Source organism: Clostridium sp. LS3, from assembly GCF_055330225.1.
This window is the reverse complement of record NZ_CM143921.1, coordinates 1,662,621-1,683,813: the sequence shown is the minus strand read 5'-3', so window position 1 is coordinate 1,683,813 and position 21,193 is coordinate 1,662,621. Positions and strand designations below refer to the sequence as shown.

Sequence of the window (21,193 nt, the reverse complement as noted above, 5' to 3'; positions counted from 1 at the left end):
CTAGCTCCTTTTTATTAATATTGAAGATCCTATCCCTCCTGCTGCTGCAATTGTTGAAACTCCATACTTTCCATTTACTAGATCTAAACTTTTTAAAAGATGTATCATTATTATCGCTCCAGATGCACCAAACGGATGTCCATATGCTAAAGCGCCCCCTAAAATATTATATCTATCTATTAAAGTAGGATTTTTTATTTGAAACATAACATCAATAACTGCAAAAGCTTCATTAAATTCAAAAGCTGAAATATCCTTATACTCCATTTTTTGTTCCTTTAATAATTTATCTGTTACTAATATGGAACTTTCTGGACTATATAAAGGACTAGATCCTTTTAATGAAGTAGCTATTATTTCTGCCTTTGGCTTTATATTATTATCTTTTAAATACTTTTCTGAGCATAAAACTACAAAGGCTACCCCATCATTTGTTAAGCAAGAATTAGCAGCATTAATAACTCCATTTTCTTTTACTAGAGGTTTTAATCTATCAATAAGCCTTTTATTTATAGTTTCTCTTATTCCTTCATCTTTGAAACTATTATTTATAGAACAAATACTATTATTTAAAACTCCTAAATTTCTTGCCTTAGCTGCTCTTTTATGACTTTCTAAAATCCAGTAATCAAGTTCTTCTTTTTTTATATTATATTTTTCTGCAATCCTCTCAGCTCCAATTAACATAGCATTTTCTTCCATCTCATAGGGTGAAAATTGTGCTGTTTGAAAATATGGCTTTTCTTCACTATATCTTGTATCACTTTTATTATAATATCTTACTGGCTGCAATGAACTACTTTCAAATCCACCTGCAATTATTAAATCACACATTCCACTTTTTATTTTAGCAAATGCTAAATCTATAGTAATGCTTCCAGATCCACATTGCATATCAACAGTGTATGCAGGAATTTCCTCTGAAACTCCTGCATATAAACTCATAAGCCTTGTAATATTACCACCTGTCCCTACTGAATTTCCACAAATTATTTCATCAATATCAGTAAGTTTGTATTTATTAATTAATTCTTTTAAAACTTCTGACCCTAACTTTTCTGGTAAAATATTTTTAAATATACCGTTTTTTATTCCTATATGACTTCTAAGTCCACCTAAAATATATACATTCTTCATTTCAATATCTTCCTAAAATCATGTTATTTTTAAGCTTTTTAAATATCTTATTTATCTTAAAAAGTATATTAATTAAAATCCTTATTTTAAATTATTATTTAGCAATACTAATTTTTTAATACCTTATTTAATTTTACTGCTATGTATGAACTTAAAAAGCACTTTAATATATCTCCAACTATAAATGGAAATACTGCTAATGATAATGCTGACATAATGCTTATTTTTTGTACTAAACTCATAAAAATTGCTCCAAAGGCATACAGTACAATCATTCCAACAAATGTAGTTACAAATAGATATCTTTTAAAACTATTATTCTTACCTTTTAAGTAACTTATTAATGGAGCTATCGCTAAAAACCCTAATATAAATCCACCTGTTGGGCCAAATAACTTACCAAATCCACTTGCTCCCCCTGAAAAAACAGGTAATCCAAAGGCTCCTAAAAATATATATAATAAAACAACTAAAAATGATTGCTTAGGTGTAAGTATTAAAGCTACTAAGTTAATTGCAATTGTTTGAGCAGTTATCATTGCAGGGGTAAATGGTAGCGGAAAAGAAATATATGCTGATATACAAATTATTGCTATACAAATTGACATTTTTGTTAATTCTTTTATTTTCATCTTAATCCCTCATTTCTGTATCTTCTGTAAAATTACATTTAAAACACAATATATTGTTAACATATCCTAAAATAGTGTTTTTCACCTTTTTTATATAAATATCATCTTCTGCATAAATAGGCCTAATAAATTTTATTGTAATAGTTCTAAATTCTTTTATTAGTATAGATAAATGTATTAAAATAAGTAAACCTTGAACAATAGGCTTATCAAGCATATGAATATTATTTATATCATTAGTATATTTGCTAAATTCAGCTACTTCATCTTTCGAAATAGTTGTCCAATACTCTAATAACCCTATTTTCTCCTCCCTTCTAACTTTGGAATTTTCATTATTATCTTTATAATGAACTAAATCAATTGTTAATTTTGATAAAAGATTATTATCTCTGTATGCCTCACTTACAATTTTTGAAAATCTATCATTAGATTTTTCTACATTTACTTTGTACAAATATTTTTCTTGGCTAACTTTTAGTTTTTCTAACTTTAATTTAACCATATAGCAGTTTTTATATCTTTCATCACTTATTTGAGTTAATGATTTTGCAAAATTTTTTATAAAATAATCTAACATATTCTATATAATACTTTCTATTTTTATAATAGTCAACCATTTTATAGTTTAAGGTGACAATTATTATGGTATAATATATTAATAAGATAACAATAATGAAAATAAAATAGGTGGAAACATGAGTGTAAAAGATAAAACTTTAAGTGTACTTGAAAATAACAAAGGAAATTACATATCTGGTGCTGATCTTGCTAAAGAGCTTTCAGTAAGTAGAAATGCTATTTGGAAAGCAATAAAATCATTACAAAATGAAGGATACAATATTTGTGCTGTTACTAACAAAGGTTATTGCCTTTCTACTGATACAGATATACTATCTTCTCAAAGTATTTCTAAATATTTAAATAAAGGCGATAATGATTTTAATATTAATGTTTACAAAACAATTAATTCAACTAATAGTGCAATAAAAGAGCTTGCAATTAATGGGGAAAAAGAAGGTACAGTAATTATTTCAGAAGAACAAACTGAAGGACGAGGAAGATTCGGTAGAAAGTTTCACTCTCCTAAAGGTACAGGAATTTATATGAGCATTCTTCTACGCCCACAAATGCATGCTTCAAAGGCTTTTCTTATTACTGCCGCTACTGCTGTTGCTGTTGCTGAAGCTATAGAAAATGTTTCTGATAAAGAAGCTAAAATAAAATGGGTTAATGATATATATTGTGATAATAAAAAAGTCTGTGGAATATTAACAGAGGCATCTTTTGATTTTGAAAGCGGTATAATTGATTATGCTGTTTTAGGTATTGGTATTAATGTAAGAACACCAAAAGAAGGCTTTTCAGAAGAAATTAAAGACATTGCTAAAGGTATTTTTGAAGATGAAACTTCAGCTCTATCTGATATTAGAAGTAAGCTTATAGCTGAAGTTTTAGAGCGCTTTTGGAACTATTACAATCATATTGAAGATAAATCTTTCCTAAAATCATATAAAGAAAGATCTCTATTAATCAATAAAGAAGTAAATATACTTTCTAGTAAATCCTCTGAAAGAGCTGTAGTTCTTGAGATTGATGATGAATGCAGACTTAAAGTTAAAATGGAAGATGGTTCTATTAGATTATTATCTTCTGGTGAAGTTAGTATTAGAGTATAAAAAGAGGATGTATCAAAATAAATTTTGATACATCCTCTTCTAATTTTTATTTATACAACAACTTTCTACTTCCATCTTTATTAAAAACTTTTCTCAAGTGTACTTCATCAACAACAATCATAATAACAAAACCTATTAAAACTATTATATTTTGATAACCTATACTAATATTTTTAATTAAGTAATTTAAAATAAATTCTAAAGCAACATAAATTAAGCCCAATATAAGAAAAGTATTGCCTGAATATTTTTGTGCCTCATTCCATGTATCTTGATTTTTCATTGACAATGGGGTTCTATAACCATATATAGAATTCATTTTCCGTGGTGGAAAAGCCTTAAGTATGAAACCAGCGACTATACATATTATTCCTACAAGACCTATCATATTTACCTCCTAAATTCATTAAAAATTTAAATATTGCCATAATAAATTAATACTATTTTACTATTTATCAAGTATAAAGGTATAAGTTTCCCCATCTCCTCCAAATCAAACAAAACTGTAGTTACTTAAAATAATTATTTAATACCTACAAGAGTACTTGATGAAAAATCATCTTCCAATTTCAATCATTTCATTTCCATATTGAACTACGAATTGAAGATTTTTCATTATAATACACAACTTAATGAAAATACTCTGAATTTAAAATGCTATAATAAAGTATATTAACCTCTTTATTGTCTAAAAATTTTAATCTTTCTTTTTTAGTAAACCTATATTTAAATCCACACTTTTCATTTACTCTTTTAGAATTATTATTAAAATCAAAATGACCACACCAAATTAAGTCTAAATTTAATTTATTAAAACCATAATCAACTAAGCAATTTACAGCTTCAGGAACATAACCATTTCCCCAATATTTAGGATTTAAAACATATCCTATTTCTCTTTGCTCTAAATTAGCCAAATTAATATCAGGCTTTCTCCTATGCAGCCCAATACCACCAATAACTTTATTTTCAGCCTTTAAAACTATGGCATAAGTGTCATTATTACGTATAAACATTTTTATTTTTTCTTTACTTTCATTTTCATCTTTATGAGGTGGCCATCCAGCATTTGGACCCACTAAATCACTTTTAGCATATTCATATAAATCCGCGCTATCACTCTCCTTCCATTGCCTTAATACCAATCTATCGCTTATCAATTTTTCCATTTAATACTCCCCTTTTATCTCACAACTTAATACAATTTTAAACTAAATAACCATATAATTACATATACTTCTTTTATAGCAAATTATTAATAGAATTTATTGATAATATTTTATTTCTTTTAAGTGCTGAATGTGTATTCCTATATGACCAATTCCAAGAATTATTATAGATATAATCATCCAAATTACCTTTCCATATACCCCTAATATTAAAAATGCAACAACAGGAAGAGTTGATCCTGGCACAGGAATACCATAGAAACTGCGATAAAAATTTTTTAAAGTATGTTCCCCTATAAAATATCTAATCCAATATATCTCGTATAAAATCATCAAAATGCATGATAAAATTAACCATAGACTCCATAGAGAAAAATGAGTAGGATTGAAATCAGAAAAAATCAAAGCACAACATGTTACAGATACTTGTCCAATACGTTCAAATAACAGCAATAGTTTATTTTCATTGCTATAATCATAATCTTCTGGCTGATGCTTTGTCCATATAATGTTTGGTATAAATAACATCAACAAATAAATTAATCCTATATATGAAAATCCTAAATGTCCTATCATAGAATCTCCTCCAAATAATATATATAGTTATATTAATATTCAATAATTGTGTCATTATTTACTATACCTACAAAATATTCTGGCTCTTCTGAAGCAAACTCTTTCGCCTCCTATAACCACTCCTACAACAACAAGTATCTTTTTAAGTTCATTAGTTATATCATTCTAAATTTTGTAAATATTAGATAATTTAAATTTAAAAATCTTATCATCTACAGTTTTTTCTTGACATTCAACATTTTCTCTTAACCATTGAACTGATTTCCCTACTGCTATCCCTAGATTTCTTTCTCTTAATGTTTCAGTAATAATAGGAGTAATATTAAGATATTGTGAAACTTAATATTTAAAATCCTCTTTAAATGAATTTTACTAATAATAAAATTATCTTCTCCCTTTTCCAGAAATATGATCTATACTTATCTTCATAACTTTAGTTTTATCACTTGCATTTTTAATATATATTTTGCCTTTTTCTATATAATCTGCTGAGTACTTATTTATTAATTCTAAAAGAGCTGAGGTTTTTTCGTCATCAAAAACTTCTTTTGCTCTTCCAAATATTATTACACTTTCATATTTAGTACTAAATTTATCTGGTAATACATCAGTTTGCCCAACTACACCAAAAGATACTTTATCATTTTTCTTTATATTCTCTAACTTATGTCCTTCTACAGCACTATGAAAATATATTGAGTCATTTGCATAAACATAACTTAACGGCACCCCATATGGATACCCATTTTCATCTACTGTAGATAAAATTCCATACTCACATTTTTTTAATACTTCTATTGCTTCTGAACCTTCAATCTCTCTATCTTTTCTTCTCATTTCTTTAAACATATTTAACTCTCCTTTTATAAAATATTTATTATCAAATAAATTTCGCTCAAAGATATTGGTGTATCTTAATTTAATTTTATTCTATAAATGAGGACTCATTCCCATAATTTCATCTTCATTTTCTGTTACTCCAATAATATCTAAAAAACACCGTCTATTCACTCTAAATAATACGGCATTTTATTAATTTAGATAAATTAGAATTTAGTCAAATAATGTTTTCCAGTTTGTACTTTGATATGCTTCAAAACACATTTTGATTTGCTCTTCATTATTTTTTTCTGTTGCTAACAATGGTAAGTTATCTAATGAAAAATAATCACTTTTTATTGTTTCAATATTTTTCTCAAATTTCCTATCTATCAAAGAACACAACACAAAAACCTTTCATATTTTATAGGCATATACAGGTAAATTATGTTTTTCTCTATCTTGAACAGCAATAATCATATCTGCTGTAACATTTAAGCCTGCCTCTTCTTTTACTTCCTTTATTGTGTTTTCCTTTACTGATAAGTCTACATCTATCCATCCACCTGGTAATGACCAAGTACCATTGCTTTCTTGGACTAGTAAAATCTTATTATCATTAAATATTGCTGCTCTTGTATCTAGCTTAGGTGTTTGATACCCAATTTTATTACAAAACAAGCTCTTTACCTTATCTAAAGGTATATCTGACTTTAAGCTTATCATTTCTGCTGAAATTTCTCTAATTCTTTCGAAACATTCTATATCAAACTTGTCTTTGCAATAGTATAGTGCTCCTTGTGAAATACTTTGCAGTTCAACAGCCCACTCTAATAACTTATTATCCATTTACTATTCCTCATATTATTTTTATCTATATTTTATAAATTCCATCAGGATTTTTCCTAAAAAAATCCTCAATCTCATCTAATTTTTTCAAAGCTTCGTCTTCATCTTCATAGCTACATATCTCAATTGTATTTTTCAAAAAGAATAGTTGAGAACCATAAGTTCCTTCTAAAATAAATCTTCTTAGAATTAACCTCTCTTCTCTAATAGAAAACATCCTTATGTTTATAAGCTTCATGTTATCCCTTGTCCTTATTATCATAAATGTTCTTCCTTTTACTTAAATTTAAATAATTATTTATCAATTAACTTTATAGTTTGTTTTCATATACTACTTTTTAATACTTAAATAGATTTCATTACCTCTTGTTGATTCTTACCATCCATAAATATCAAATTGAACACCAGACATATAATTTTCTATTGCTCTCTTGATATATGGTATAGTATTAATTGGAAGATTTTTTATTTCAAACCATGATAGATCATCGCATTTTTTTGGCTCCATATTAACTATCTCATTATTCCATGAGTCTGTTGCAAGAAAAAAGTCTATTCTTTCAACTTCTGACTTCCTATGCATAACCCCCACAATCTCTAGGTTATTTGAATTAATATCTATTCCTGCTTCTTCCTTTGCTTCTCTTATCATTGCTGCTTTTACATCTTCGTCTCCATCTAAATGCCCTGCAACTACACTATAATTTCCATCTTCGTATCCTGTATTAAGTCTTCTTAACAACAATATCTTGCCTTCTTTAATAAGTAAAAGATGTGCAGCGACTGGCATTTTAAATTTTTCACTTGCCAAATGAATCTCCTCCTTTTATAGTACAAAATATAAAACAATTATGCATAATTGTTATTATAAACTTCAATAAAGTTTTAAATATCTCACTATTTAATTTTCTAATCTTATATTTTCTTAATTACCTTACAATAACTTCACATTCTGAAATAAAGATTAAGCTAATTTGTATTATATCAAAATTATTTCTATAAAATTTTATCTAATTTCTTAGTTAAATTGAAATTTGACGGGCTGAGATTATGCTCATAATCTCTATGGTAAACGGAAATTATAGTTCAACATCTACCTTGTATTCTTCATCAATCAGAATATAATCGCATCTATATTTTTTACACATTTCTAAATTGGAATCATTTTCTTTTATCAGCATTTCTGGACTTAAAAATGAATCATCAAGGCGACCCTCTATTACATTTGCATATCCTTTAATATCTAAAAAGTTATTATCAATATATTTTTTTGTCATTACAAGACAATAATACTGAATGTGTTCAAGATATTCATCGCTGAAATCATCCTTCCAGTTGAAAGGAATATAGCACCCTTCAACAACTAAATTTTGATTGTTTTCTATTGCGGTTTTGCCATTTCCCTTACAATCGGCCATAAGTAATTTGTTAATAGGTAATCATTTTCCGGCGTAAGGGTAGTCTGTCCACTGCGAATTAAACCCATATTCAAATGATCTATAGATAGATATGGATAACCGTATTTTTAAGTAACTTCTGTGCTAAAAGTGTTTTTCCTGTATGTGAACTACCGGCAATTAGAATTATCATTAAAAATTCACCTCCTAATATAGATTATATAAATAATATTAAAACAATCTTTATTTCATATTATATTATTCTTTTTGAAATTGATTTAAATTCCTTAATAAATTGGAATTTATCATTATTACTCAATAGCAATATATACATCCATATAAGAGACACCCTCTTTATTATATTCCTTTTCAAAACATGATAAGACTTCTTTATTTTCTTTATGACGTAGACCATTTACTTCCATATATCGTATAAGTGTTTTGTATGCATTCGGAATCATGGAGAATGGTGACTTAAATGGCTCCCTAATCGTAATGACTGCATACTGCTGATTTGCTTGTATAATTTTCTCCGAACAATCTAGTGGAAAATTCTTCGGTATTATACACGCAACTGCATAGCCATGCATATGGTATACATTTATCTGTTCTTGTGAAACAAAAGGAAAATCCCAGCCAATTATTTCAGGTTTCTCAATACCACAAAAAATAGCCCAATCGTATATATGTTTTTTTGCATCATCTTCTGGTTCACCACTAATTACTACATATTTGACATATTGGAATGAAGGCACCATTTTTACACGAATATTTGTATAAGCTTCGTTGTCCGAATTCATATTTCCCAGTACCATCTCATCTAAAGAACAAGAAAAAAGTTTGCAAAGTGTAATAGCCTTTTCCATTTCTGGAAAAGCAGAATCAATCTCCCATTTTGATATTGTTTGTCTAGATACATTCATTTTTTCAGCCAATTCATCTTGCGTCATTCTTTCATGCATTTTTCTAAGAAACTGTAAATTTTGTCCAAAACTCATTTTATTATCCTCCTATTTAATTGATATCTAAAGTGTAACTGATTAAAAATGAGAAGTACACCAACTTACATTTTATCTTTTTTAAGTATGTGCAACTTTAAGTTGCACGCTATAAACACTGCATATACAGATGAGTTTCTATAATCTATTATATAAATTCTATTTTCCAATCTACTCTACATATTGGAATTTATATAACTATATATTGTAGTTTATATTTGCCAATTTAGCTTGCTTACATAAATCTTTCACTTGCAACTTATACAGTTTTCCATCCTTTATAAAATTTGTGCCACACTGCCTAAATTCAAAGTTAACATTTGCCTTTACACATTGACTCCTTATGTCAAGTACCCAGTCATAATCTAATGTTCTTGCGTTCTTATCAGATTCACCACCAGCTACAACAAGCTCAATATCTTTTAAATAATTTTCAATATTTATTTTTTCTAATAATGGTTGAGCTGTTATACATTTATGCTTTATAGGTAAATCTTTAAAAATAGATAATTTATAATCAGCATTTTTTTGATTTTCTATAGTGCAACATATAATCACATTTTCGTAACCATCATTCCAATCTTCAGGTATACAATAGCTAAATCTATCTATTCTTTTAGTTAAAAATAAGAACTTTAAATCACTTCTTTTCTTTATCATTCTCCAACATTCAGCTCTCCAAGCATCTGCTTCTTCAATAAAGAAATCTGATGAAAAGCATAAATATACTGTACCTGATTTAAACTTATACGTACCATTAGTTAATTTTTCTATTGGTTTATAAAAATCATTTGTTTTAATTATATTATTAGTATCTATATTCTTTTTAAAATCACCTTTATGAATATAACAATATTTGCAACCATCACTACATTTTTTACACCCACGCCAAGGATTCCACATAGCCATACTTAATTACCTGTTAAAACCTTGACTTATCATAATTATACGGAATACTGGTACCAACCACTACATCATCTATTTTTTCAATAATTAGCCAATCATCCATATTGCTTTTATGGTCAAATTCTAAAGGAGTTATTTCTTCTACATTCTCAAACTCTACTAAACATAAACACTTTTTATGCCATCTTTGTTTTTGCTTTTCCGTTAATTGTAGTTTATTATTATTATCTTCAATATTTTTTTTTATTTCTTCATCATTTAGCTTAATGAAATTTTGAACATCACAAACCACGGCTTTAGCTGTTATTTTCTTTGAACCTTTTTCCATGAAATATAACACTTCATCCTTGAATACTCTACTATGTGGGATTTTTCTACCAGCCGCACCTCTGATAATCATAGTTTTACTTCCTTCTAAAATTTTTGATAATTCTTTTGTTTTATCATCACAATAAACCAAGTGTACCATTCTCTATACCTCTTTCTTTTAGTAATTTATCTTTTATACTTGAATAACAAATTCCTATTTTCCTGTATGTTATACAAATTATACCATATAATTGTTGGTATAATTAGTTTATTTCTCTAAATCAAATTTTAGTGAAATACAAAAAGCCAATGATTTAAATCACTGGCTTTTATTTATTTTTTATCTTACCATTTTTATTAACTTCATATATCCCTTTTATAATTCCTACTATTACAACAAAAGTCTGTGCAAAAGTTACATAATTATAATACTTGCTATTCAAAAAAACACCTATCACACCTAATAGAATAATAATTAAGCCCGTATATAGCATGTTTCCTCCCATTGTCCTTGATACTTTATCTTTGTCATGTTTTTTTTCATCAAATCCATTTAGCATATCTCCTGCATTTTGACTTTTAATTATCCAACCTAAGAAAGTAAAAAATCCTCCAAGAAGAAATGTAATTATAATTAATCCATAAATATCTACATCCCTCATCACTAACACTCCCATATCTCCCCTGGTTTATCTATTCTTCTTTTCTCATATGCTTACTTGCATAAATTGCAGCACCCAGCATTCCAGAAGCATCCCCTAAGGAGGCTATTACAATCTCACAAGTATTTTTTGAAATTTGCAACGCATGTGCATCTACAATTTCCCTTGCAGGTTTCAACAATCGTTCCCCAGCTGCAGCCATTCCGCCACCAATAATAATACATTCTGGATTATATAAATTGATTACATTAGCAAGCCCATAACCAAGCAGTTCTCCAGTTTCATAAAAAGTATTTATAGCAACCTCGTCACCTTTGTCAAAAGCTTCAGATACCATTTTTGCAGTAATTTTGTCATAATCGCCTTTTACCCATTCATGGATTATGCTATGCTCTCCCTCTTGCATTTTTTCTTTTAATGTTCTTAACATGCCGATAGCAGATACATATCTACCTAAACAGCCTGAACTTCCACAACGGCAGGGGCGACCTGAGCGATACATGTTCATATGGCCAATTTCGCCTACACTTCCAGTAGCACCGTATAATACATGATTATCTACTACAACACCAGACCCTAACCCAGTACCTAAAGTTAGCAGAACAACATTTCTTTTGCCTTTTCCTGCTCCAAAATACCATTCTCCATATAAATTCATCCGCACATCATTATCAATAAATGTGGGAATTTTCAATTTGGTTTCAAACCATTGTGATACAGGGACATTTTCCCACTTTGAGAAATTCGGTGAAAATTTTGATATTCCTGTTTTGGTATCCAATAATCCAGGAACTCCAATTCCCATACAAAGTATTTGACTTTCTTGAATGCCAGAACCTTTTAATAATTCTTGAATATTATTTAACATTCTTGATAGAACAACATCAGAACCTTTTTCAGCCTGCGTCTGTATTCGACATTCTGCCACTTTTTCAAAATTGGTTGTAAATATAGCAGATTTTATATTTGTACCACCTAAATCTATACCAATATAATAGTTATTCATATTGCTTATCTCCTTAAATGCCCATTTTCCTAAAAGTTAATGCATAATAAAATACAATTGCTCATAATATATAAAAAAATCCTCTTGCTAACAGTTTACTTCTAGCTTTAATAAATCTTCAAATTTTCTTTCTATAATTTACTTTTAGATTTTATATATAAATATCTAAATACAATACCTTTTGGTAATTATATCATATTTTTATATAAACTGTATGTTATTAACCTTTTTATTTGTTTGTATATACTATGTTTTTTGTTTTATATTATCATCATTTACGAGTATTTCTTTTTCTTGTATTAATTCAAGACATAAAAGAATACCTACAAATTCATAAGGTGTTTTCACTTTGTTATTTTCTTTATCCCATCATTTAAGCATTCTTTTTAACATTTAATTATTCATTTATGCGAACTAAATTATGCCTTGGTATATTTTTGTATGTCCTGGAACTAAAAACATATCTGGTTTTATATTTTCTCCTTTTAATTAAAACTTAAAGATTAAAAACATCTTCATATAATAAATATCCTTAAATTTTAATTATTGAGAAAAATTTTTAAAATTTTTTATTTCTATATATTTTAAAGGAATTCTATAAAAATTTCACTATGTTAGAGGAAAATGTTGATATGAAAATAACTATAAGTAAAAAACTATATAGTTTGATAAATTATGGTAATTATAGTAAGCTATATATAATGAATGAAAGAGTTAAGTATGATAAGACAGCTAAATCTAAAGATATTATCATAATGACAAAAGATAAGAAAATTAAAGAACTTGAAAAAGAAAATAAGAAATTAAAAGAAAAGTTAGAAATCTTAAGGGGCAAATCATATGAGATAATCTAGTTTTATTAGTTCACATTTGTAGATTATTGTAAGCATTTTTAAGAGAACCTAAATGATTCCCTTAAAAATGTCATAATTTTTCCAGCATTTTTAGCTGTTTATTTAAATTTATTCATGAATTAGTTTTTAAACCATTCACTAGCTATTGGCTGAACGTAATGAGGTGTAAACTCTGTAACATGATATTCCTGTACACCAGAAACCTTAAGTGGTTCAGCAGATAGATAAGCCTCAACTTTCTCTAAGGACTCAGCTTTCATAATAAGCATTCCACCACTCATATCAGCCTTAACTCCAGACACTAGTATCACCCCTGCATCTATTGCCTTCTGAGAATAAGCTATATGTTCATTCATAAGATTTTCGTCCATTGGAACTGAATTTTTTAATATACCTTCAATAACAAAATATTTCATTTTTTATTATCCTCCTTTATACGAAATATATTTATACTATATTATATTATACTAGTAGCTGGTGGACAATATAAAAATATGTTAATAGGAATATACACTATATATTTAAAGGAGTGATATAAGTGAACCTTACTAAGTTTATCGTACTATGTACATTAAGTATATTTTTAATTGGCTGTAATAAAGCTAAAGATGAAAATAAATCTATAGAAAATAAGACTTCTGTAAATGAAGCAACTAGCGAAGATAAGAATACTAATGGAAATAAAGATAATAGTGATATGAAAAATATTGTTGAAGACAAAGATAAAATTAAAATGTCTGATAATAGTAAAAACATTTCTAATCTTGAGCTAAGAAATAGTACTTTTGTAGATGAATATATAAAAGGAATAGATTTAGTTAAAGAATTTTGTAAAAATAATTCATTAAATTTAAAATATGCTCAACCAATAAAAGATAGAATTGTTGACTTTAATTTTCAAGTAGTTGATGAAAATTCTCTACTATTAAAAGAATTATATCTAGCTGGTGCAGAAACAGTAAATTATTTTACTGAAGAGGAAAGATTAAATGTTGATTTGAGCATTGGTACAATTCCAACAGAAAATCCTAAAATTAGCACCTATTCTGGTATAATATATAAAGCTTCAATAGAAAATATAGATGAAAACTTTAACTTTAGGGACTCTAAGCTAAATGAATTTAGAAATACTTTAGTTGAAGTTAATGATTTAGATTATGATAAAATAAATAATTATATAAAAGATATGGCTTCTAAGAAAATTAAAGCTTATATGGTATTTTTCAATAAGATAGATGACGATAGATATGAAATTATTAGAGTAGAAAATAATAACTGCTATTATAGACTTGTCTATGATCCTAAACTTTAAGTATCCATTTATAATAGTAAGACTTTAAATGGTTTATTAATTATTTAAAGTCTTATTATTATCCATCAAATATTCATATTTTAGAGTCTAATTTTCTTTTAAATATTCTACTTTTATTTCATTCTTTTTTTCAAATTCCCCTTGTTCTTCTCCCCAATCTTTTAAAGCTTTTAATACAGGTATAATCTTCTTTCCTTGCATTGTTAATCCGTATTCTACATGTGGCGGAACTTCAGAATATTGAATTCTAAAAATCATTCCATGGCTTTCTAATTCCTGCAAAGAACGAGTAAGCATAATATTTGTAATGCCTTGAACTTGCCTCTTTAATTCATTATATCTAACATTTCCATAGGATAATCTCCATAGGATAGGAAGTTTCCATTTTCCGCTAACAAAATTAAATGCGTTAATTACATCGCAGGAACCATCGTACCAATCCCCTTTATTCATTTTTATCCCTCCATTTGAAATTATGAATTTAAGGCACAAAAATGTGCGTACTTGTAAATATATACCTTATAAATATAATCATAGTAGCAAATAATTATAAAAAAGAAAAGGAGAACCCTATGATATTCTATTTTTCTGGTACTGGAAACAGTTTGTGGGTAGCAAAAACCCTATCAAAATACCAAAATGAACAAATATTATCTATTGCAGATTTAATGCAAAAAAAGAACACTCCATTTTCATTTTCCATAAAACCTGATGAAATGATTGGATTTGTGTTTCCAATTTATGCTTGGGCACCACCTAAAATAGTTATGGATTTTATAAGAAATCTTAAGATTACTAATTATAACAATCAATATACTTTTGCAGTATGTACCTGTGGCGATACTTCAGGACATGCTATAAATGCCTTACGTACAAATTTAAAACATCAAAATATTATACTTAACAGTGGATTTTCTATTTTCATGCCAAATAACTACATTATTCTTTATGATGTAGATTCAAAAGAATTAACATCGAAAAAACTAGTACAAGCAGAACAAAGAATTGAATATATAAATGATATGCTTTCACAAAAAAAGCATGATATATTTGATTGTTATGAAGGAAATATGCCTAGCCTTAGAACTAAACTAATCAATCCCCCGTTTAATACTTTTGCTATGGGCACTAAAGCTTTTTATGCTAAAAGTAGTTGTATTTCTTGTGGACTATGCTCCAATGTTTGTCCAACAAAAAATATTCAATTAGTAGATGGAACTCCTAAATGGGATAAAGAATGCACAAAGTGTCTTGCTTGCATTCATAGATGTCCAGTTAGAGCTATTCAATATAGAAAATCCACAGAAAGCAAGGGCAGGTATTATAATCCAAATTGCTGATAACCTTTTTACGTCATATTATCAGTCCGTTATCTCCTTAAATGTTTTGTTTTTCTTCCTACTCCTTTAACAAAAGAGGAAAGATTAGAATAAATAGCTAGTAAAGCTCAATATATCTTACTAGCTATTTTAGCATTCCTCGTTTAAAGATTTTATATAAAATTTAACTTAAATTATCAATTTTTATTTTCACAACATTGTATATCTGGATTATCTACTATTTCTAATTCAATTGAAGGCATTTCTATACCTATACTACTCATATTCATTATAAAATCTTTTAATATTATTTCTGGCGCTTCACAATTAATTCCATATTCTCTACTTATTAGATTATCTATAGTAATATTTTCATATCCAATGTTACTAAGTACCACTTTAAGATTTCTTTCTCTACTTAATGAACTTGCTACACATGCCATTTGAAAAAAACCATACATTGCTACTGACATTTCAAAATTACCCCAGTTTTCTCTAAAGTAATCAAGGAAATAAATATCTTCTCCAATTGGTCTAGGAATTCTTTTTAAAGCATTAGTTACTATATCCTTAACTTTTAATAAATTACTCTGTTTATCTACTTCCATCCAATATGCAACTGCAAAGTCATTAACAAACTGCTCTTCATCTGCATTTGAAAATGAAAGCCCTTTATGTGAAATTAAAATATGTCCAAGCTCGTGTATTATGTTATACCAATGAAAATATAAATCAAAATTTTCTTGTATATTTTTATCTCCAAATAGCATTCTATAATTATCCTTTTGTTCTTCTGTACAAGTTTCATATTTACCTGTTATAATTTTATATCTCATAAGCCCCTCCAACCACCATAATATTCCATATATTGAATATAATTATATAAAATGCATATGAATTTTTCAATCATTTATAAAAATTATGTAAATTTAAAACTATATTAGAATAAATTATTGATTCTGTAACTATACAACTACTTAGATTTATTGTAAATATCTTCCTTAGACTTAATCCTTTTCTTATAATTTATCTAGTTACAAAGTAATAAAATAAAAATAGCTATAAACGTAAATGAATTAAAATTCATTTATCGTTTATAGCTTCTTATTTATTATAAATAACCTCATAGCTTATTTGGAGATAATCTAGTGTTATTTATAAATGATATAATTTTACTAGTTTTATTTTTTATTGACTGCTTTCTTAGATTTATTTTCTAAAGCTAACTTTCCCACATATATCATAAATAAAGATATTATTATTAACAATAATGAGCTATTTACAGCACTACCGGTTTGGGGCAATTTCCCAGAATTATTATCTTCTGGTTTATTTGTATTATCACTATCTTCATTTCCCCCATTATTATTGTCATCTTCATTATCTTCTATAACTATAACATTTATCTTTTTAGAGGTACTAGCACCATTACTATCAGAAAGGCTATAGTTAACTATATATTCTCCAACCTTACTAGTATCTACAGTATTCTCTACAACTTTTATAGATGATGTTAAATCTCCATCTTCCTCATCATAAGCTGTTACATCTTTTAATGGATCAAAGTCTTCATTTAATTTTAATGTTTTATCATTTGCAGTCATAACAGGAACTCTATTAATAGTTGACGATGGTATATATATTCTATATTTCTCTATTTCAGATTTGAACTCAGAAGATTCTTTATCTACTATTTCAAATAATTCTTCTAATGTGTATTTTCCCTCTCTTACATAACTATTTCCTGTTAGCTTGTCTATGAAATTAGTACTTAAATATTTAAACTTATCTGGATACATATCTCTAACTGTATATAACATAGCATAGCCTGTCTTAACTGAGTTGAAACTATCTCTATCTGTTACATATACTTGTACGCCACCACAAACTTGATTTTTTCCTGTTGGATAATTTGCGGTATCTGATGCTGAATATTTTGAGAATTGTGGTGTGAATGAAGCTGCTCTAAATTTTACTCCTGGCAAATTTAAAGAATTTAATTCATTAGCTAAATCTATAGCATTAATCCATGGTGCTCCTATTAATTCAAATGGTCTTGTTGTTCCTCTTCCTTCTGATACATTTGTTCCTTCAAATACACAAGTTCCTGTATATACTATTGCTGTATCTAATGTTGGCATATTTGGTGAAGGCATTACCCATGTATCTAAACCAGTTTCATCATAATACATATCCTTTGACCATCCACTCATCTTCACTACTTTTAAATCACAATTAATATTAAACTTGTCATTAATATATTGTGCATATTCACCCACAGTCAATCCATATCTTTGAACTATAGGATACATTCCAACAAATGAACTAAAATCAGTGTTAAGCAAATTCCCTTGTACTTCACTGGATACAGGATTAGGTCTATCAAATACAACAAATGTTTTATTATTTTCTGCACATGCTTCCATTGCATAAGCTAGTGTATTTATATATGTGTAGAATCTAGCTCCTACATCTTGCATATCATAAGCTAGTATATCAACATTTTCAAGCATTTCTGGAGTTGGCTTCTTAGTTGATCCATATAAACTATGAACTGGAAGTCCAGTAATATTATCAACTTCGCTTCCTACATTATCTCCTGCTTGTGCATATCCTCTAATTCCATGTTCAGCTGCAAATAATGTTGTTAAATTAGTATTTTGATATAATACATCTATAGAGCTTTTAAAATTACTATCTATACCAGATGGATTAGTTATAAGGCCTACTCTCTTATCTTTAAATATATCTAAGTTTTCTTCTAGATTATCTATACCAAGTTTAATACTATTAATATTTTCTTCATTGTTATTTGATTCCTGATAAATATAATACTTTTCTGTTTTAGCCTTAAAATCATTAGACTCCTTATCTACTATTGCAAATAATTCTTCTAATGTATATTTTCCTTCTCTTACATAGCTATTACCTGTTAACTTATCTATGAAATTAGTACTTAAATATTTAAACTTATCTGGATACATATCCCTAATTGTATATAACATAGCATATCCAGTTTTAACAGCATTAAAGTCATTTCTATCAGTTACATATACTTGCACTCCACCACAAACTTGATTTTTTCCAGTTGGATAATTAGCAGTATCTGATGCTGAATACTTTGAAAATGTTGGAGTAAATGATGCAGCTCTAAATTTAACACCTGGTAATCCTAAAGAATTTAATTTATTACTAAGAGCCATTGGATCAATCCAAGGAGCGCCAATTAACTCAAAAGGTCTAGTAGTTCCTCTACCTTCAGAAACATTTGTTCCTTCAAAAACACAAGTACCAGTATAAACTATTGAAGTAGTTAGGGTAGGCATATTTGGAGATGGCATTACCCATGTATCTAATCCTGTTTCATCATAATACATGTCACGAGTCCAGCCTTCCATTTCAACAACTTCTAACTTACAATTTATATTAAATTCTTCATTTATAAATTTAGCATATTCTCCTACTGTCATTCCATATCTTTGCACTATAGGATACATTCCAACAAATGAACTAAAATCAGTGTTAAGTAAATTACCTTGTACTTCTCCACCAATTGGATTAGGTCTATCAAATACAACAAATGTTTTATCATTTTCAGCACATGCTTCCATTGCATAAGCTAGAGTATTTATATATGTGTAAAATCTAGCTCCTACATCTTGCATATCATAAGCTAGTATGTCAACGTTTTCAAGCATTTCTGGAGTTGGTTTTTTAGTTGATCCATATAAGCTATGAACTGGAACTCCAGTAACCTCGTCAACTTCATTTCCTACATTATCTCCTGCTTGTGCGTTACCTCTAATTCCATGTTCAGCGGCAAATAAGGTTGTTAAATTAGTCTTTTCATATAATACATCTATAGAACTTTTAAAATTACTATCCATACCAGATGGATTTGTTATTAGCCCTACCTTTTTCCCTTCAAAAATTGTTAAATTTTTTTCTAAATTGTCGATACCTAATTTTACTTGAGCATTACTACTTGCATTTACAGTTTTTATATCTTTAATCTGAAATAATACTGAAGAAATTAAAAATCCACATGTAATTATTCCAATTTTTCTTTTTAACTTTAAATTCATGAAATTATCCCCCTATTTTATAACTATTTCTTAATAGATTAATAAGAAATATATACTAATTTTTTCATTTAAAAGTTTAAATAGTCATACAGTATAATAGAAACTTTAGTGCATCATAGTATAAATGATCAGGATAAAACTACCTAATCAACTTATCTTACGTATAGTTATTTTTATATTTTAATTCATTACAAATCTTTATTTCACATTATTCCCTCCATTCTTTTTAAAAGGTACACCTTTGTTTTTTATTAAATTTAAATATAGTTTATATTTAGTAATATATTCATATTTATAACAAATTATTAATTTTTCCTTATTTCATTTACCTATTTCAGGAATTTTCTTCGATAATAGTTATAGATAAATTACTTTAACTTTTTATTATAAAAAAATCTCAAGTACATATAATACTTGAGATTTTCATGTCTATTGTAGCTCAAAAGCTCCTGTATAAAGTTGATAGTATTTTCCCTTTTTCTCAATTAAATCATCATGGCTTCCACGTTCTATAATTCTACCTTGCTCTAGAACCATAATTACGTCTGAATTTTTAACTGTAGATCAACATCATTTAAAAATAATTTTATTTATATCGTATAGATTATCATTAGTTCTAAATTCTGTAGGCGACACTCCAAGGCTCTTCTTAAAAACTTTACTAAAATAATTCCCACAGGAAAATCCTACATTTTGCGAAATTTCTTCTACGGTCATATCCTTGGCAAATAATAAAAGCTTAGCTGCTGCTTGTATCCTTACCTTTAATAAATAATTTCCTGGAGTTAACCCAACCTCTTTCGAAAACTCTCTACATAAATAATATTTTGATACTCCTACTTTTTCGCATATTTCTTCAAGTCCAATTAATTTATCATAGTTATTATCAATATATTCCTTACTTTTACTTACTTTTGGATTTAAACTTAACTTCTTCTGACTATGGTTATAATAATCTAATAACTCCATAATTAATCCGTAAGCATAATTAGAACATTTATATACACTATCTATTTCATCAAATAAAGCTGCTTCGTAAACCTTCCACATTTGTTTTAAGAATTTTGAGTCTTCTTCTATATGTATTACATTTCCCTTAATATAATTTATATTATGAAAAAATGCCATTGCTTCTTTTGAAAACTCTATATAAAGAATTTCTAAATAATTTGAGCTTTTAGGAAGACAATAACAATGCTCTCCTGGTACATTAACTAAAAAACAATCTCCCTTTTCTAAAGAATAGGTTTTATCCTTTATTTCAATTTCCCCTCTTCCTGAAATAGTGTATTGAAGTAAACAATAATCTCCACTTCGCTTTCTCCCATCCCATATATAATTATGGTCAGTTATCTTTTCCCAACCTATTCCTCTAACCATAATTAGTGGAACATTAGATATAAATTTAAATCCTATTGATTTTGGAACTATTTCTCTAAGCAATATTTTACCCTCCCATAGCCTTTTTTACTCTTGTTTATACC

At 27.7% G+C, this 21,193-nt stretch carries 24 protein-coding genes and 2 pseudogenes; 4 read left to right on the top strand and 22 right to left on the bottom strand.

The window, feature by feature from the left end:
- The 3 genes from ACZJV1_RS07820 to ACZJV1_RS07810 all read right to left on the bottom strand — a co-directional run bounded on the left by ACZJV1_RS07820 (position 1) and on the right by ACZJV1_RS07810 (position 2,349).
- Entirely contained in the window at positions 1–1,137 is a 1,137-nt protein-coding gene (locus tag ACZJV1_RS07820) for a thiolase family protein (RefSeq protein ID WP_463651926.1), read from the bottom strand.
- 107 nt (positions 1,138–1,244) lie between these two features.
- Positions 1,245–1,769 carry a biotin transporter BioY gene (locus tag ACZJV1_RS07815; protein ID WP_463651925.1) on the bottom strand — a complete coding sequence of 175 codons (525 nt, stop codon included), beginning with the start codon at positions 1,767–1,769 and terminating at the stop codon, positions 1,245–1,247.
- A 1-nt stretch (position 1,770) separates the two neighbouring features.
- Positions 1,771–2,349, bottom strand: coding sequence for a hypothetical protein (locus ACZJV1_RS07810; protein WP_463651924.1), 579 nt, complete (start codon positions 2,347–2,349; stop codon positions 1,771–1,773).
- Positions 2,350–2,467: 118 nt separating this feature from the next.
- On the opposite strand from ACZJV1_RS07810, the gene ACZJV1_RS07805 reads away from it, so the two are divergent.
- Positions 2,468–3,448 carry a biotin--[acetyl-CoA-carboxylase] ligase gene (locus ACZJV1_RS07805; protein WP_463651923.1) on the top strand — a complete coding sequence of 327 codons (981 nt, stop codon included), beginning with the start codon at positions 2,468–2,470 and terminating at the stop codon, positions 3,446–3,448.
- 46 nt (positions 3,449–3,494) lie between these two features.
- On the opposite strand, the gene ACZJV1_RS07800 is transcribed toward ACZJV1_RS07805, so the two are convergent.
- The 14 genes and pseudogenes from ACZJV1_RS07800 to ACZJV1_RS07735 form a co-directional block, all read right to left on the bottom strand.
- Positions 3,495–3,836, bottom strand: coding sequence for an SdpI family protein (locus ACZJV1_RS07800; protein WP_463651922.1), 342 nt, complete (start codon positions 3,834–3,836; stop codon positions 3,495–3,497).
- Positions 3,837–4,077: 241 nt separating this feature from the next.
- Positions 4,078–4,617 (bottom strand): GNAT family N-acetyltransferase, encoded by a 540-nt coding sequence (locus ACZJV1_RS07795; RefSeq protein WP_463651921.1) that lies wholly within the window; start codon positions 4,615–4,617, stop codon positions 4,078–4,080.
- Between the two features lie 96 nt (positions 4,618–4,713).
- The gene (locus ACZJV1_RS07790; RefSeq protein WP_463651920.1) at positions 4,714–5,193 is read right to left on the bottom strand and encodes a hypothetical protein; all 480 of its coding nucleotides are present in this window, start codon (positions 5,191–5,193) and stop codon (positions 4,714–4,716) included.
- Positions 5,194–5,577: 384 nt separating this feature from the next.
- Positions 5,578–6,042 carry a pyridoxamine 5'-phosphate oxidase family protein gene (locus tag ACZJV1_RS07785; protein WP_463651919.1) on the bottom strand — a complete coding sequence of 155 codons (465 nt, stop codon included), beginning with the start codon at positions 6,040–6,042 and terminating at the stop codon, positions 5,578–5,580.
- A gap of 204 nt (positions 6,043–6,246) precedes the next feature.
- Positions 6,247–6,408: a hypothetical protein gene (locus ACZJV1_RS07780; protein ID WP_463651918.1), complete on the bottom strand. Its 162-nt coding sequence runs from the start codon at positions 6,406–6,408 to the stop codon at positions 6,247–6,249.
- A gap of 21 nt (positions 6,409–6,429) precedes the next feature.
- On the bottom strand, positions 6,430–6,861 hold the full coding sequence (locus tag ACZJV1_RS07775) for an NUDIX hydrolase (protein ID WP_463651917.1): 432 nt from the start codon (positions 6,859–6,861) through the stop codon (positions 6,430–6,432).
- A gap of 25 nt (positions 6,862–6,886) precedes the next feature.
- Positions 6,887–7,123, bottom strand: a complete 237-nt coding sequence (locus ACZJV1_RS07770) for a hypothetical protein (protein WP_463651916.1) — start codon at positions 7,121–7,123, stop codon at positions 6,887–6,889.
- 114 nt (positions 7,124–7,237) lie between these two features.
- Positions 7,238–7,672, bottom strand: coding sequence for an NUDIX hydrolase (locus tag ACZJV1_RS07765; protein WP_463651915.1), 435 nt, complete (start codon positions 7,670–7,672; stop codon positions 7,238–7,240).
- Positions 7,673–7,940: 268 nt separating this feature from the next.
- Positions 7,941–8,451, bottom strand: a pseudogene (locus ACZJV1_RS07760) (adenylate kinase).
- Between the two features lie 118 nt (positions 8,452–8,569).
- A complete protein-coding gene (locus ACZJV1_RS07755; RefSeq protein WP_463651914.1) occupies positions 8,570–9,256 on the bottom strand; it encodes a helix-turn-helix transcriptional regulator in 687 nt (228 codons plus the stop codon).
- 198 nt (positions 9,257–9,454) lie between these two features.
- The gene (locus ACZJV1_RS07750) at positions 9,455–10,165 is read right to left on the bottom strand and encodes a DUF5131 family protein (RefSeq protein ID WP_460288815.1); all 711 of its coding nucleotides are present in this window, start codon (positions 10,163–10,165) and stop codon (positions 9,455–9,457) included.
- A gap of 13 nt (positions 10,166–10,178) precedes the next feature.
- Entirely contained in the window at positions 10,179–10,631 is a 453-nt protein-coding gene (locus ACZJV1_RS07745) for a hypothetical protein (protein WP_460288814.1), read from the bottom strand.
- A gap of 169 nt (positions 10,632–10,800) precedes the next feature.
- Positions 10,801–11,133, bottom strand: a complete 333-nt coding sequence (locus tag ACZJV1_RS07740) for a DUF3784 domain-containing protein (protein WP_463652144.1) — start codon at positions 11,131–11,133, stop codon at positions 10,801–10,803.
- 31 nt (positions 11,134–11,164) lie between these two features.
- Complete coding sequence (locus tag ACZJV1_RS07735; protein WP_463651913.1) at positions 11,165–12,139, bottom strand: ROK family protein; 975 nt, start codon at positions 12,137–12,139, stop codon at positions 11,165–11,167.
- A gap of 701 nt (positions 12,140–12,840) precedes the next feature.
- Between ACZJV1_RS07735 and ACZJV1_RS07730 the strand changes: the two are divergent.
- Positions 12,841–12,993, top strand: a pseudogene (locus tag ACZJV1_RS07730) (DUF6262 family protein); the annotation flags it as partial.
- A gap of 119 nt (positions 12,994–13,112) precedes the next feature.
- Here ACZJV1_RS07730 and ACZJV1_RS07725 read toward each other — a convergent pair.
- The gene (locus tag ACZJV1_RS07725) at positions 13,113–13,409 is read right to left on the bottom strand and encodes a YciI family protein (RefSeq protein WP_463651912.1); all 297 of its coding nucleotides are present in this window, start codon (positions 13,407–13,409) and stop codon (positions 13,113–13,115) included.
- A 122-nt stretch (positions 13,410–13,531) separates the two neighbouring features.
- Here ACZJV1_RS07725 and ACZJV1_RS07720 point away from each other — a divergent pair, with 122 nt between their 5' ends.
- Positions 13,532–14,305, top strand: a complete 774-nt coding sequence (locus tag ACZJV1_RS07720) for a hypothetical protein (protein ID WP_463651911.1) — start codon at positions 13,532–13,534, stop codon at positions 14,303–14,305.
- A gap of 87 nt (positions 14,306–14,392) precedes the next feature.
- Here the strand turns inward: ACZJV1_RS07720 and ACZJV1_RS07715 are convergent, their stop codons facing one another.
- A complete protein-coding gene (locus tag ACZJV1_RS07715; RefSeq protein WP_463651910.1) occupies positions 14,393–14,758 on the bottom strand; it encodes a winged helix-turn-helix transcriptional regulator in 366 nt (121 codons plus the stop codon).
- 119 nt (positions 14,759–14,877) lie between these two features.
- Here ACZJV1_RS07715 and ACZJV1_RS07710 point away from each other — a divergent pair, with 119 nt between their 5' ends.
- Positions 14,878–15,645, top strand: coding sequence for an EFR1 family ferrodoxin (locus ACZJV1_RS07710; protein WP_463651909.1), 768 nt, complete (start codon positions 14,878–14,880; stop codon positions 15,643–15,645).
- A gap of 176 nt (positions 15,646–15,821) precedes the next feature.
- On the opposite strand, the gene ACZJV1_RS07705 is transcribed toward ACZJV1_RS07710, so the two are convergent.
- The 3 genes from ACZJV1_RS07705 to ACZJV1_RS07695 all read right to left on the bottom strand — a co-directional run bounded on the left by ACZJV1_RS07705 (position 15,822) and on the right by ACZJV1_RS07695 (position 21,152).
- Positions 15,822–16,460 (bottom strand): ImmA/IrrE family metallo-endopeptidase, encoded by a 639-nt coding sequence (locus ACZJV1_RS07705; RefSeq protein WP_463651908.1) that lies wholly within the window; start codon positions 16,458–16,460, stop codon positions 15,822–15,824.
- A 345-nt stretch (positions 16,461–16,805) separates the two neighbouring features.
- Positions 16,806–19,709 (bottom strand): exo-beta-N-acetylmuramidase NamZ domain-containing protein, encoded by a 2,904-nt coding sequence (locus tag ACZJV1_RS07700; RefSeq protein ID WP_463651907.1) that lies wholly within the window; start codon positions 19,707–19,709, stop codon positions 16,806–16,808.
- Positions 19,710–20,279: 570 nt separating this feature from the next.
- Complete coding sequence (locus tag ACZJV1_RS07695) at positions 20,280–21,152, bottom strand: AraC family transcriptional regulator (protein ID WP_460288805.1); 873 nt, start codon at positions 21,150–21,152, stop codon at positions 20,280–20,282.
- Positions 21,153–21,193: the final 41 nt, after the last annotated feature.